Raw genomic sequence first — 13,675 nt, 5'->3', positions numbered from 1 at the left:
GCATCATCGAAGGACGCGTACGTTGGATAACGGGTTAGGGAAGCGAAAGACCGCAACGCTGTTCACGGGGCTGGGCGTCACGGCGCTGCTGCTGTCGGCGTGCGGCGGGGCGACACCACCGGTGCAGCAGGCCCCGGTCGCGTCGACCCCTCTCCAGAACGGCACCGGCGGGGACGTATATACGCTGGGTATCGGCGATCGCGTGCGGATCAGCACCTTCAACGAACCGTCGCTCAGCGGCGAGTTCCAGGTCGGCGGCAAGGGCACGATCAGCTTCCCGCTGATCGGCGACGTTCCTGCGCAGGACAAGACCGGCAAGCAACTGGAGGCGGTGCTGGTCGAGCGGCTGGGCGCGGGCTATATCCGCAACCCGCGCGTCACCGTCGAAGTCCTCAGCTATCGGCCGTTCTTCATCCTTGGCGAAGTGAGCCGTCCGGGCCAGTATCCGACGTTCGACGGCATGACGCTCAGCCGGGCGATCGCGCTGGCCGGGGGATATACCTATCGCGCCAATCGCAAGCAGGCGCTGATCCGGCATCCGGGGGCCACGCAGGAACAGCGCGTTACGATCGATTCCGACGTCCGTATCCAGCCGGGCGACGTGGTACGCATCGGCGAACGTTACTTCTGATCGGTTTTGGGCCGGCCGGCGGGCGGATCGTCCGTCGCCGGCCTTCCGGTTCGCCTCAGCGCAGGATCGCGTCGGTCAGCGCGCCGAAGAGGCGGGACATCGGTTCGCGGAACGTCAATGCGAGCAGCAGCATCGTGACCGGCCAGCGCAGCGAATCGATCAGCGCGGCGGACCATTGTTTCCAGCTCATCGCCGGCACGGCGGTCTTGTCTTCTATACCATTCATGGCGACAGCATATGCGCCCGTGCCGGGGCGGTCCAGCCGTCATGACGCCGGGCGCCGGGCGGCCCGGGACATCGGGATGATTCGGTAACGACCCGTATTTGGTAACTTTTCCGGAATAGCGTATCGGTGAACCGCGATTAGGGCGCGAACGATATGATGTGGCGTAAAGTTTCTGCGAACGACGCGGTCCCCGGTGCGACTGTCGCCGGTCCGTCCGGCGCCAACCCGCTGCGCATGGCGGTGGCGGCCTGCCGCCCCCATTTCATGTTCGCCGGACTGTTCAGCGGGTTGATCAACCTGTTGTACCTGGCCCCGTCGATCTACATGCTGCAGGTGTACGACCGGGTCGTGTCGACGCGCGGGACGGCGACGCTCGTCACGCTGACGGCGATCCTCGCGCTGGCGTTGATCTGTTCGGCCCTGCTCGATTCGGCCCGGATGCGGCTGTTGCAGCGGGCCAGCGTGCGGCTGGAAAAGCTGGCGGCGCAATCCGTCCTCGCGCGTGCCCTGTCGCCGGGGGCCGGCGACCTTGCCGCGCGGCAATCGGCGGCGCGCGATTTCGACACGCTGCGCCAGACGATGACCGGCCCCGCGATCCTTGCGCTGTTCGATGCGCCATGGGCACCGATCTACATCGCGGTGTGCTTCCTGATGCATCCGTGGATCGGCGTGCTGGCGCTGGTGTCGTCGATCCTGCTGGCCGGGATCGCATGGGGAACCGAGCGGGTCACTGCGGGGCTGGTGCAGGCTGCGGGGGCGCAGTCCAACCAGACCTATTCGATGCAGGACTTCTCGATCCGCTCGGCGGAGACAGTCGGCGCGCTCGGCATGCAGGGGGCGCTGGTCCAGCGCCACCTGGGGCAGCGGCTGGGCACGGTGGCGTTGCAGGTGGAAGCGACGCGGGTATCGGGCCGGCTGCTGGCCTTCACCAAGTTCCTGCGCATGTTCATCCAGTCGCTGGCGCTGGGCCTGGGGGCGCTGCTGGCGATCGAGGGGATGATTTCGGGGGGCGCGATCTTTGCCGCCTCGCTGCTGATCTCGCGCGGGTTGCAGCCGATCGAACAGTTCATGGGCGCGCTGCGCAACGTGCTGTCGGCCCGCTCCGCCTATCGCAATCTCCAGGCGCTGTGCGATATGGGGGAGGTGGTCGAGCCGATGCCGTTGCCTGTCCCGACCGGTCGCCTGTCGATCGAGGGGGTGACGGTCGCGACGGATCAGCGCGATACGCCGATCTTGTCCGACATCGTGTTCGACGCGCAGCCGGGCGAACTGATCGCGTTGGTCGGGCCGAGTGGGTCGGGCAAGAGTACGCTGATGCGGGTCCTGTCGGGCGGGCTGGCACCGACCGAGGGCATGGTCCGGCTCGACGGGGCCAATTATGCCGACTGGAACCGCGAGCAGCTCGGCCGGCATATCGGCTATATGTCGCAGGACACGGTCCTGTTCCCCGGCACCGTCCGCGAAAATATCGCCCGTTTCCAGGTCGCGGTCGACGATCAGGGGCATCAGGCGGTGCTCGACGCGGCGACGGCGGCCGGCGCGCACGAACTGATCCTGCAACTGCCGAAGGGATATGATACCCCGCTCGGCCCCGGCGGCGTGACGCTGTCGGCGGGGCAGGCGCAGCGGATCGCCTTTGCCAGGGCGCTCTATGGCCGCCCCGTGCTGTTGCTGCTCGACGAACCGAACGCGCATCTCGACGGCGAGGGCGACCTGTTGCTGATGCGCAAGCTCGTCGCGCTCAAGCAGGCGAATGCGACGCTGATCGTGTCGACCCATCGCACCGGTATCCTGCAGGTCGCCGACCGCATCCTCATGCTGAACGGCGGGGCCGTTCAGGCGTTCGGCCCGCGCGACGAGATCATCAAGCCGCGTCCCGCGGTGCCGCCGCCGCCGCCGCCGGGACCGGGACCCGCCGGGGGCGCGCCGTCCACCGGGGGCGGGGTGACGCTGCATGGCGGTCGCCGCTGGATCGAGGAACCGCCCCAGACCGACAATCCCGTGCTGCGCGATCCCGCCAGCCACGGAAGGAAGCACGCGTAATGACCACCAACGTCGTTCTGCCGCCGCGCGGCATCGTGCCGAACGCGGTCGCCGCGCATGCGCTGCTCGACGATTCGCCCCGGCGTCCGGCGATGGTGGGCGTGGCGGTTGGCCTGGTGTTCTTCGTCGGTTTCCTCGGATGGGCCGGGTTCGCGCGCCTTGACGCTGCGGCGGTCGGCACCGGGCAGGTCGCGGTAATGGGCAACCGCCAGACCGTCCAGCATCGCGACGGCGGAACCGTCGGGCAGGTGCTGGTGCGCGAGGGGCAGCACGTCGCCGCCGGTCAGTTGCTGGTGTCGCTGGCCGCGCCCGAGGTCGACGCGCAGGAACGGGCGCTTGCGGAGAGCGTGATCGGCCTCGAGGCGCAGCAGGCCAGGCTGGAGGCGGAGGTGACCGGCGGTCCGATCCGCTGGCCCGAGGCGTTCGCCGGCTATGCCGGGCGCGACGCCCGGATCGCGGAACGCGCGCGCGCCGTCCAGTCGGGGCAGTCGTCGGCGCGCGGCGGGATGCTCGCGGCCAGCGGGAACGTCAATGTCCAGCGCCGTCGCGAAACCGAGGAACAGATTCGCGGCTATGTCGCGCAGGCCCGCTCCACCCGCGAACAGCGGGAATCGTTGCAGGCGCAGCTGGCCAGTGCGCGGACGCTGCAGGACAAGGGCTTCGTCTCGCTGAATGCGATCCGCCAGCTCGAACGCAGCGTGTCGCAGATGGACGCCGCCATCGCCGACCTGAACGCGCGGGTCGCGGCGTCGCGGGCCAGCAACAGCGGCGTCGCGAGCGAGGACGTCCAGAACCGGCGGCGGATGCAGACCGAAAGCTCGGCCGCGCTGCGCGACACGCTGTTCCAGTTGAACGAGATGCGCCCGAAGTGGCTCGCCGCGCGCGACCAGTTGCGGCGTACGGCGGTGCGCGCACCGGTCGCCGGGCGAATCGTCGGGCTCAGCGTGTTCTCGCAGGGCGCGGTACTGGCCCCGGGCCAACGCGTCCTCGACATCGTTCCCGACGCCGCACCGCTGATCGTGCGAACACAGTTCGCGCCGGGCGATATCGACGGGGTGGAGGAAGGCCGCGAGGCGGAGGTGCGCTTCCTCTCGCTGCACCAGCGCGACCTGCCGATCATCCTGGGATCGGTGCGATCGGTATCGGCCGACGCGCTGACCGACGAGCGCACCGGCGCCAGCCACTACGAGGTCGATGTTGCCGTCCCGCCGAGCCAGTATGCTGCGTTGCAACAGTCGCGTGGCGGCAAGTCGGCAGGAATTCGACCGGGAATTCCAGTGCAGGTGTTCATTCGGCTTCGCAAACGCACCGCGCTGCAATATATGTTCGACCCGTTGGTGGAGGCGTTCTCCCGTTCTTTCCGGGAACGGTAATCGACGTTTCGCCGAATGTTCTCTAAGCGGGGACAGCCGACCGCCCGTTGGGCGCCCGTCAGGGCGGCGGACCGGCTTGTCTGATCGAGGAATGGGTAAATGACGAGCGACACGACCGAGCAGCAGGCCGCCGGACGCAGTGGGGTACTCGATCGCAAGGGGCTGATCGATTTCGTGAGGCTGGGCGCCCTGCTGCGCCGCCGCTGGCTGGTGATCGTCGCGGTGTCGCTGGCGGTGGCGGCGATGGCGTTCCTTGCCTATCGCCTGCAACGGCCGCTGTATGAAGCGACCGCGCAGGTCGCGCTGGACCGGCGCGAGGCGCAGCTAGGCGAACAGAACAACACCGACCTCCCGACCGATTCGCCCGCGGTGGATACCGAGGTGCAGGTCCTCGGTTCGCCGGCCGTCGCCGCGCGCGTGGTCGACAAGCTTGGTCTCGCCCGCGATCCGGCCTTTGCCGGCGACGCGACGACGCCTGCGGCGGCGCGCGAAAACGCGATCGCGGCATTGCAGGCCAAGGTCGATATCAAGCGGACCGGCCTGTCCTACGCGATCGGGGTAACGACCCGTTCCTTCTCCGCTACGAAGGCGGCGAACATCGCCAACGGCGTGGTCGACGAATATGTCGCCGCGCGGCTCGGCAACAAGGAGGCGGATCGCCAGCGGCAGATCCAGCTCCTGCGCCAGCGCATCCAGCAGTTGCGCAGCGAAGTGATCTCGGCCGAATCGGCCATTTCCAGTTATCGGGCGCGCAACGGCCTGGTCGATGTGACGCCGGGCGGAACGAACAGTTCGCAGGCGACCGTCGCGCTGAACGGGCAATTGGCGCAGGCGCAGGCGGAACAGGCGGCGGCGCAGGCGCGGCTGGCGACGGCACGCGGGCAGCTCGCCCGCGGCAGCAGCGGCGAGGCGCTGGGCGCCGCGCTCAATTCCGAAGTGGTTCAGGGGCTGCGCGCGCAGCAGGCGCAGCTGAGCACGCAGCGCGCGGACCTGGTCGGCCGCTACGGTCCGCTCCATCCCGATCTCGCCCGCGTCGACCGGCAGCTGGCCGAGGTGGACGCCCGGATCAAGGCGGAGGTCAATCGGGTCATTTCCAACCTCGAATCGGAATCGCGCGTCGCCAGTGGCCGGGCAAGCTCGCTGCAGTCGTCGATCGGCCGCAACGAAGGATCGTTGCGTGCCGAGAACGCCGCCTCGGTTCGCCTGAACGACCTGCAGCGCAGCGCCGATGCCGCGCGCAACCTGTATCAGACGTTCCTCGACCAGTATCGCGCCGCCGTCGCGCGACAGGGCACGGACCAGACGCTGGCGCACGTCATCGCGCACGCCATGCCGCCGGCCGCCCCGGTTTCGCCCAATCCGATCGTCTATGCGCTGCTCGGCATCGTCGGCGCGCTGCTGGCCGCCGGCCTCGCGGTGACGGTGCTCGAGATGCTGGAAAGCGGCGTCAAGACGAGCGAGGATGTCGAGGAAGAGCTGGGCGTTCCCTCGATCGGCCTGATCCCCGACCTGTCCACCATACCGGGCGTGAAGGTATCGCGTCGCGACCCGATCGGTCCGTCGCAATATCTGATCGGCAATCCCTCGTCGGTCTTCGCCGAATCGTTCCGGGCGGTGCGGACCAACCTGAAGCGATCGGGTGCCAAGGTCGTTGCCATCACCTCGGCGTTGCCGGCGGAAGGCAAGACGACGCTGTCGATCTGCCTTGCGCGCTCGGCCGCGCTGGCCGGGCAGCGGGTGTTGCTGATCGACAGCGATCTTCGCCAGCGCGCCACCACCCGGCGGATGAACGTCGATACGCAGACCGGTTTCGCCGAAGTGCTGGCGGGCAGCTGCACGCTGGAACAGGCGATGGTCGTCGATGAAGCCAGCGGCGCGTTCCTGCTGCCGCAGGCGGGCGCGGTGAGTGATTTCGAACTGTTGGGGTCGGAGGCGATGCGCCGGCTGATGGCGCAGGTCCGCGACCAGTTCGACCTCGTCCTGCTCGATTGCGCGCCGGTGCTGCCGGTGGTCGAGGCGCGACAGGCAGCGGCGCTTGCCGACCGCGTCGTGCTGGCCGTGCGCTGGGGATCCACCCCGCGCAAGGCGATCGGACATGCGATGCGCCTGCTCGATCAGGTGGGCGCGGTGACCGCCGGGGTGGTGCTGACCCGCGCCGACCTGCGCGCGATGGCCAAGAGCGGCTATGGCGACCCGGCCTTCTACTACAACAAGTACAAGACCTATTATGCGTGATCCCATCGCCGCCGCGCGTCGGCCTGTCCGGGTCGGCGTCACGGGACTGCGCGGTATTCCAGGCGTGATGGGCGGGATCGAAAGCCATTGCGAGGAGCTCTATCCTCGCATCGTGGCGATCGATCCCGCGACGGACGTCACCCTTGCCGCCCGGCGTCCCTATGTCCGGCAGGGCACGCCCTACACCGTCGGGTCTCTTCGGGTCGTGCCGCTGCCCTCGACGCGGGTTTCGTCGATCGAGGCGACGCTGAACACCCTGCTGGCGACCCTCTATTTCGGCATCGTCCGCCGGGTCGATCTGTTGCATATCCATGCGATCGGCCCTGCGCTGCTCACCCCTCTGGCCCGTCTGCTCGGCTTGCGGGTCGTGGTGACGCACCATGGTCGCGATTATCGGCGGGCCAAATGGGGCGGCTTTGCGAAGTGGATGCTGGTGACCGGCGAAAAGCTGGCGATCCGGTACGCGCATCAGGTGATCGTGGTGTCGGAAACGCTGGCGGAGCAACTGCGCCGCGAATTTCCCGATCGCGCCGGGCGGGTCCATTACATCCCCAACGGGGTGCCTGCCGTCATCACGGAGGGCCAGGAGGATCCGCGCGTTCTCGAACGGTTCGGGCTGCAACGCGGCGGGTTCATCCTGTCGGTCGGGCGACTGGTGCCGGAAAAGGGATTCGCCGATCTGGTCGCCGCCCATCAGCAATCGGGCAGCCCGATGCCGCTGGTCATCGCCGGTGGTGCCGATCACCAGACCCCGTTCGTACGCGATCTTCTGGCGCAGCAGTCGGACCGGGTGATCTTCACGGGAATGTTGCCCCGGGACGAACTGCGGACCCTGTATCGCAGCGCCGGGCTGTTCGTGCTGGCGTCGCATCACGAAGGTCTGCCGATCGCCGGGCTGGAGGCAACGGCGGTCAGTGCGCCGTCGCTGCTGAGCGATATCGATGCCAATCTCGACGTCGGGTTGCCCCGCGACCGCTATTTCCCGATGGGTGACGTCGCGGCGCTCGCCCGCCGCCTGGTCGATCCGGCCCTGCTGACCCCGGTGGATGGCGCTGCGATCCGTGCGCGGTTCGACTGGAGCCGGATCGCCGAACAGACCCTCGACCGGTATCGGGACATATCGGGACGGCGTTGAAGCGCACCGGTGCGGTCCGAACCGGTGGTTGCGGTTGTGGGTATCGGGCGGCCGTTGCGGCATGGCACGCTGCACCATCGACGATGTGGAGTGGATTGCGTGCCTTGTGCGAAATCGTGCAGGGATTTTATCGAGGACGATGGCCGGATCGCCCATCGTCGGGCGGATGGCGACAGGGCGACCGCGGCGACATTCGGTCACCGGCGCCGTGTCATCGCCTGCTCGCGTCCCGCCGGATGGTCCGCTATGGCACCGGACGGAGGGATCGGAATCGGGGACGGCCTGAACGGCCGCGTCGGATCGCGATCGGATATATGGGGAGCGTCGCCGGGTTCGGACGCGCGCGACAGGGAAGAACAATGGGGAACGCCGGGTGAAAAAGACACCTTTTCCAGCTGACGGGGCCAGCACGTTCGACGGGGCGAACCTGCGTCTCTGGCAAACGCCCCATGCGGCACGGGTGCGGCTGTACGTCTCGTTGCTGGCGCTGGATCTTCTGGCGATCACGGTCGGGCTGCTGTTTCCCGCCGCGTTCCTGAACGTGAAGGGCAGCGTATCGGCGGTCCTCGTCGTCGCCTGCTTCATCTACAGCGTCATCGCATTCAATTCTGGTGCCTTTTCGTTGCGGTCCGGTGCGCAGACGATGATCGACACGGGCGCGGCGGTGCGTTCGCTGTTCCTGACCTACGGCGCGCTGTTCCTGATTTCCTATTTCCTCCGGCTGGACCGCGACATGTCGCGCCTGCTGCTGGCGGTGGCGATGGCCGGGGATCTGGTCCTGGTCGTTCTGTTCCGGCAGCTCGTGTCGCTGCTGGTCGAGACGCGCCTGCGCAACAAGCTGCTGCTGCAGGTGCTGATCTGCGACGGAGCGAGCGTGGACGTGCCGCGGGAATTCCGGGTGATCGACGCCGGGGAACAGGGCATCCGGCCCGACATGCGCGATCCCGCGATGCTCGATCGCTTCGCCCAGTTCATCCAGGGCTATGACCGCGTCATCGTCGCCTGCCAGCCCGAAGCGCGCGCGAACTGGGCGATGATGCTGAAGGGCGCCGACGTCCGGGGCGAGATCGTGGTGGGCGAGATCGACATGTTCGGCGCACTGCGCCTGTCCAAGGTGTCGAAGGTCCCGACGCTGGTGGTGGCGGTGGGGCCGCTGTCCCTGCGCAAGGCGATGGCCAAGCGCGCGTTCGACATCGCCTGCTGCATCCCGGCGCTGATCCTGCTGCTGCCGGCGCTCGGCATCATCTCGCTGGCCATCAAGCTCGACAGTACCGGGCCGGTCCTGTTCCGGCAGCGTCGCGTCGGACGCGGCAACAAGTTCTTCCACATCCTCAAGTTCCGCAGCATGCGTGTCGAACAGAGCGATGCCAGCGGGTCCAAGTCGGCCAGCCGCGACGACGATCGGATCACGCGCGTCGGCTACATCCTGCGGCGGACCAGTATCGACGAGCTGCCGCAGCTTTTCAACGTGCTGCTCGGCCATATGAGCATTGTCGGCCCCCGCCCGCATGCGCTGGGCTCCCTTGCGGGCGAACAGCTGTTCTGGGATGTCGATGAACGGTACTGGCACCGCCATACGCTGAAGCCGGGCATCACCGGGCTGGCCCAGGTTCGCGGCTATCGTGGCGCGACGGTCCATACCGAGGACCTGACCAACCGGTTGCAGGCCGATCTGGAATACATCGCCAACTGGTCGTTCTGGCGCGACCTCGCCATCGTCTTCATGACGCTGCGGGTCATCGTCCACCGCAATACCTATTGACGAAACGTCGCCGCCCGCCGGTGGTGCCGGCGGGCGGACGGGATCAGCCGAGCAGGACAGCGACGCCGAGGATCGCCGCCCAGGGCAGCGTCACGATGGCGACTGCCGCCAGCAGGCGCTGCCGCGGCGAGAACTTGCCGACGCGAGCGACATCGGCCCCGGGCGCCGTCGTCAGGTCGGTATCGAGCTTCACGACGTTGCCGCGGCTGGCGCTGGTGATCGAGCCCGACGGCAGCGTCTCGACGAATTCGCAGCCATAGCCGATCGATCCCGACCGCACCACGCGTGCGCCGACGGTGCCGATGCCGGCGACACCCAGCTCGATCAGCTGTTCCGCCGCCAGCAGGGCATCGGTTTCGATCAGGCAGCCGTCACGGGTCAGGTCGACCAGCGTGACCGGAATCGGCGGGTGCCCCGCAACGCGGAGCACCGCCGTCCGCTGGATGCCGATACGCTGCTGTGCGCGGCGGTTTCCCGCCAGGCCGGTAGTAATCTGGGCGGGCTGCGACACGACATTCCCCAACTGGCTGAACACCGACGAAGCTAGCGGCGACTGTTTACGAAAGCGTTGTGGCGACTGCTTACGAAATGGTTACCGGCCGCTTGAGCCTGCCCCGCACCGCCCTCACGCCAGCGCGGTTCGGGCGATGTCGGCATAGATCGCGGTCAGGGCGTGCAGGTCGTCGATGGCCACCGCCTCGTCCACCTTGTGCATCGTCGCATTCAGCAGGCCGAACTCGACCGTCGGGCACAGGCGCGACAGGAACCGCGCATCCGACGTTCCGCCGGTCGTCGACAGGTCCGGGGTGATCCCGGTGTGGCGTTCGATCGCCGCCGTCACCATGGCGGAGAAATCGGCCGGCGGGGTCAGGAACGCCTCGCCCGATATCCGCCCCTCCACCCGCGCGTCGGGCGCATGGGTACGGACGATGGCGGCGATACGCTCGACCAGCGCCGCGCCCGAATGTTCGTCGTTGAACCGGATCGACAGTCGTGCCGCCGCATGTCCCGGAATGACGTTGGTGGCCGGGTTGCCGACGGTGATGTCGGTGATCTCGATGTTCGACGGCTGGAACCAGGCGTTGCCGTCGTCCAGCACCACCGCTTCGATAGCGGCCAGCGCGGCGACGAGCCTGGGGATCGGATTGTCGGCGAGGTGCGGATAGGCGACATGCCCCTGCCGTCCGGGTACGTCGATCCAGATATTGACCGATCCCCGCCGGCCGATCTTGACCATGTCGCCCAGCCGCCGGGCAGAGGTCGGTTCGCCGACCAGGCACAGGTCGGGGCAGAGGCCGCGCGCCGCCATCCGCTCGATCAGCGCACGCGTGCCGAAGATCGCAGGCCCTTCCTCGTCGCCGGTCACGATCAGGCTGATCGTGCCCGCATCCGCCGGCACCCGCGCGGCAGCGGCGACGAACGCGGCGACCGCACCCTTCATGTCCACCGCACCGCGCCCGTACAGCAGCCCGTCGCGTGCCTCGGGCGCGAAGGGCGGGCTGGTCCAGCCCGGCCCCGGGGCCACGACGTCGACATGGCCGGCAAAGGCGAAGTGCCGTTCGCCGGTGCCGCGCACCGCCAGCAGGTTTTCGACCGGCCCGTCGGGGGCCTCGCCGGTCACGAACCGGTCGACCTCGAACCCCAGCGGTAGCAGCGCCGCTTCCAGCACGTCGAATACCGCCCCCCCTGCGGGGGTCACGCTGTCGCAGGCGATCAGCCCCGCGGCCAGTTCGACGACATCCACCACCTCATATCTCCTTCGCTGCATCCGGCATCCGCAGGCGCGCTCTATCCTAATCGCGGCAAATCGCCACTGGTGGCGTCGATGCGATCGGCTAAGGCGGGTCCGATGCGTATGTTGTTGGTCTGTCTTGCGGTGCTGCTCCTCGTCCCGTCATGGGCCGGTACGGAGCGGCTGCCGCTCTATGCCGGGCCGCCACGGGTATCGGCGACGCCGGTCGATCTCTATCCCGGCGATCCGGCGCGACGCCGCAACGGCGTATTGACCTATCTGGGCGGGGTGTCGCTGACCGCGTCCGACCCCGCCTTTGGTGGCTTCTCCGCGGTGCGGGTCGCGGGCGACCGGTTCACGCTGCTGTCGGACGGCGGCGCGGTGCTGCGCTTTCGCATGGGGGGCGACGGGCAGGTGCGCGATACCCGCGTCACCGAACTGGCGGGGCCGGGTACCGGCTGGGAAAAGCGCGACCGTGATACCGAATCGCTGGCGACGCTGCCGGACGGCGACGTCCTGATCGGCTATGAGCGTCACAACGAGATCTGGCGCTTCGATCCCGCCTTTCGCCCCGTCCGCCATGCCGCCCCGCGCGCGATGCGCCGCTGGTCGGAAAACGGCGGTCCCGAAGCGATGGCGACGATGCCCGACGGTGCCGTCCTCGTCCTCAGCGAGGCGCATGGGAAGAAAGGGCGGCCGGGCTATTCGGCGCTGCGCTTTCCCGGCGATCCGACCACGCCCGGCATCCGGCCGATGCCGTTCCGGTACAAGGCACCGGACGGGTTCCGCGTCACGGATGCCGCAGCGCTGCCCGACGGGCGGCTGCTGGTGCTGACCCGCCGCATCTCGATCGGCGAGTATTTCACCGCGAGGCTGCAGATCGCCGACGTCCGCGCGCTTCGCCCCGGCGCGCTGGTGACGGGACGGACCATCGCCCGGTTCGAACCGCCCGCGCTCCACGACAATTTCGAAGGGCTGGCGGTCGTGCGCGACGGCGACCTGCTGGCGCTGTGGATCGTGTCCGACGACAACCAGTCGGTCACCCAGCGGACGCTGCTGCTGAAGTTCGCCCTGCCGCTGCGTCCCTGATCCGCGACGCCCGGCGATGGTGCCGGCACGATACCGTCGTCCATGCTGTACCGCAGCGAAGGGCTTGTCGCGATACCCCTCCGGGGGCTAGAGGCGGAGCCGTATAGTACCGGGTTCTGTGGGGGTTGGTCGAATGAAGATCGCGGTTTTTGGTCTGGGCTATGTCGGCATGTCGAACGCCGTGCTGCTGGCACAGCATAACGAAGTCGTCGCGGTCGACATTTCGGAAGAGCGGGTCGCGCTGGTCAATGACCGCAAGTCGCCGATCATCGACACCGAACTGGAACAGTTCCTTGCCGAACGCGAACTGAACCTGTCGGCCACCACCGATGCGGCGGCGGCGCTGGCCGGGGCCGATTACGTCATCGTCGCCACCCCGACCAACTACGATGTCGAAACCGACAAGTTCAACACCGGCTCGGTCGAAGCGGTCATCAAGCTGGCGGTCGAACACGCGCCGCAGTCGACCGTCGTCATCAAGTCGACCATCCCGGTCGGTTTCGTTGAGGATGTCCGCCAGCGGCTGAACGCGCCGCAGGTGATCTTCAGCCCCGAATTCCTGCGCGAAGGCCGCGCGCTGTACGACAATCTGCACCCGTCGCGGATCATCGTCGGCGAACGCTCGGATCGCGCGAGCGTCTTCGCCGACCTGCTGCTGGGCGGCGCGGAGAAGAAGGACGTGGCCGTCCTGTTCACCGATTCGCGGGAAGCGGAGGCGATCAAGCTGTTCGCCAACACCTATCTCGCGATGCGCGTCGCCTTCTTCAACGAACTCGACAGCTATGCCATCGCCGGCGGCATGAACACCCGCCAGATCATCGAGGGCGTCGGCCTCGATCCGCGCGTGGGGATGCAGTACAACAACCCCAGCTTCGGCTATGGCGGCTATTGCCTGCCCAAGGACACCAAGCAGCTGCTGGCGAACTATTCCGAAGTGCCGCAGAACCTGATCCGCGCGATCGTCGACGCGAACCGCACGCGCAAGGACTTCCTCGCCGACCAGATCATCGCCCGCAGGCCGACGAAGGTCGGCGTGTACCGCCTGACGATGAAGGCCGGTTCGGACAATTTCCGCCAGTCGTCGATCCAGGGGATCATGAAGCGGGTGAAGGCGAAGGGCATCGAGGTCGTCGTGTACGAACCCGCGCTCGACGACGACCTGTTCTTCGGGTCGCGGGTCGTCAAGGACCTCGACACGTTCAAGGCCGAGTGCGACGTAATCATCGCCAACCGCGCCCCGCCCGAACTGGCCGACATCGGCGACAAGCTGTTCACGCGCGACATCTTCGGGTCGGACTGACAACAGGCGCTGCAAGTTCCTCCCCGGCGCGGGGAGGGGCCACGCTCCCCCCGCCGTTACCGCCGACTTGCTGGATGCAATTGCGAAAGTATTCCCGCGCAGGCCGGGATCCAGAGCCGCACACGCAAGCCGTGGTTTTGCTTGGTTCT

At 67.8% G+C, this 13,675-nt stretch carries 11 protein-coding genes; 8 read left to right on the top strand and 3 right to left on the bottom strand.

Annotated features, from left to right (window positions below; genetic code table 11):
• The first annotated feature begins 22 nt into the window (after nt 1–22).
• The gene (locus QLH51_RS02040) at nt 23–631 is read left to right on the top strand and encodes a polysaccharide biosynthesis/export family protein (RefSeq protein ID WP_125655342.1); all 609 of its coding nucleotides are present in this window, start codon (nt 23–25) and stop codon (nt 629–631) included.
• A gap of 55 nt (nt 632–686) precedes the next feature.
• On the opposite strand, the gene QLH51_RS02035 is transcribed toward QLH51_RS02040, so the two are convergent.
• Nucleotides 687–857, bottom strand: a complete 171-nt coding sequence (locus QLH51_RS02035) for a hypothetical protein (RefSeq protein ID WP_164516074.1) — start codon at nt 855–857, stop codon at nt 687–689.
• A gap of 153 nt (nt 858–1,010) precedes the next feature.
• Here QLH51_RS02035 and QLH51_RS02030 point away from each other — a divergent pair, with 153 nt between their 5' ends.
• From QLH51_RS02030 to QLH51_RS02010, 5 genes are all read left to right on the top strand, one after another.
• Entirely contained in the window at nt 1,011–2,900 is a 1,890-nt protein-coding gene (locus QLH51_RS02030; RefSeq protein ID WP_125655344.1) for a type I secretion system permease/ATPase, read from the top strand.
• Nucleotides 2,900–4,273 (top strand): HlyD family type I secretion periplasmic adaptor subunit, encoded by a 1,374-nt coding sequence (locus QLH51_RS02025; RefSeq protein WP_125655346.1) that lies wholly within the window; start codon nt 2,900–2,902, stop codon nt 4,271–4,273. Before QLH51_RS02030 ends, QLH51_RS02025 begins: the two co-directional genes overlap by 1 nt.
• 99 nt (nt 4,274–4,372) lie before the next feature.
• Entirely contained in the window at nt 4,373–6,508 is a 2,136-nt protein-coding gene (locus QLH51_RS02020) for a GumC family protein (protein ID WP_125655348.1), read from the top strand.
• Nucleotides 6,501–7,643, top strand: coding sequence for a glycosyltransferase family 4 protein (locus QLH51_RS02015; protein WP_164516075.1), 1,143 nt, complete (start codon nt 6,501–6,503; stop codon nt 7,641–7,643). Before QLH51_RS02020 ends, QLH51_RS02015 begins: the two co-directional genes overlap by 8 nt.
• A gap of 373 nt (nt 7,644–8,016) precedes the next feature.
• Entirely contained in the window at nt 8,017–9,405 is a 1,389-nt protein-coding gene (locus QLH51_RS02010) for an exopolysaccharide biosynthesis polyprenyl glycosylphosphotransferase (protein WP_164516076.1), read from the top strand.
• Between the two features lie 43 nt (nt 9,406–9,448).
• Here QLH51_RS02010 and QLH51_RS02005 read toward each other — a convergent pair whose 3' ends face one another.
• Nucleotides 9,449–9,916 (bottom strand): PilZ domain-containing protein, encoded by a 468-nt coding sequence (locus QLH51_RS02005; protein WP_125655354.1) that lies wholly within the window; start codon nt 9,914–9,916, stop codon nt 9,449–9,451.
• Nucleotides 9,917–10,030: 114 nt separating this feature from the next.
• Entirely contained in the window at nt 10,031–11,173 is a 1,143-nt protein-coding gene (dapE, locus tag QLH51_RS02000; RefSeq protein WP_125655356.1) for a succinyl-diaminopimelate desuccinylase, read from the bottom strand.
• A gap of 81 nt (nt 11,174–11,254) precedes the next feature.
• Here dapE and QLH51_RS01995 point away from each other — a divergent pair, with 81 nt between their 5' ends.
• Both QLH51_RS01995 and QLH51_RS01990 read left to right on the top strand, forming a co-directional pair.
• A complete protein-coding gene (locus QLH51_RS01995) occupies nt 11,255–12,226 on the top strand; it encodes an esterase-like activity of phytase family protein (protein ID WP_125655358.1) in 972 nt (323 codons plus the stop codon).
• Nucleotides 12,227–12,359: 133 nt separating this feature from the next.
• Nucleotides 12,360–13,526 (top strand): nucleotide sugar dehydrogenase, encoded by a 1,167-nt coding sequence (locus tag QLH51_RS01990; RefSeq protein WP_125655360.1) that lies wholly within the window; start codon nt 12,360–12,362, stop codon nt 13,524–13,526.
• The last annotated feature ends 149 nt before the right edge of the window (nt 13,527–13,675 follow it).

Origin of the sequence: Sphingomonas sp. 2R-10 (assembly GCF_030062225.1) — a bacterium.
Lineage (GTDB): Bacteria > Pseudomonadota > Alphaproteobacteria > Sphingomonadales > Sphingomonadaceae > Sphingomonas.
Note: the sequence above shows the minus strand (reverse complement) of the source record. Positions and strands in the feature narration are given on the sequence as shown.

Excerpts from the sequence above, each read along its gene's own strand:
- QLH51_RS02015 (WP_164516075.1), top strand. The coding sequence starts at position 6,501 with ATGCGTGATCCCATCGCCGCCGCGCGTCGGCCTGTCCGGGTCGGCGTC.
- QLH51_RS02025 (WP_125655346.1), top strand. The coding sequence starts at position 2,900 with ATGACCACCAACGTCGTTCTGCCGCCGCGCGGCATCGTGCCGAACGCG.
- dapE (WP_125655356.1), bottom strand. The coding sequence starts at position 11,173 with ATGCAGCGAAGGAGATATGAGGTGGTGGATGTCGTCGAACTGGCCGCG.
- QLH51_RS02020 (WP_125655348.1), top strand. The coding sequence starts at position 4,373 with ATGACGAGCGACACGACCGAGCAGCAGGCCGCCGGACGCAGTGGGGTA.
- QLH51_RS02035 (WP_164516074.1), bottom strand. The coding sequence starts at position 857 with ATGAATGGTATAGAAGACAAGACCGCCGTGCCGGCGATGAGCTGGAAA.
- QLH51_RS01990 (WP_125655360.1), top strand. The coding sequence starts at position 12,360 with ATGAAGATCGCGGTTTTTGGTCTGGGCTATGTCGGCATGTCGAACGCC.
- QLH51_RS01995 (WP_125655358.1), top strand. The coding sequence starts at position 11,255 with ATGCGTATGTTGTTGGTCTGTCTTGCGGTGCTGCTCCTCGTCCCGTCA.
- QLH51_RS02030 (WP_125655344.1), top strand. The coding sequence starts at position 1,011 with ATGATGTGGCGTAAAGTTTCTGCGAACGACGCGGTCCCCGGTGCGACT.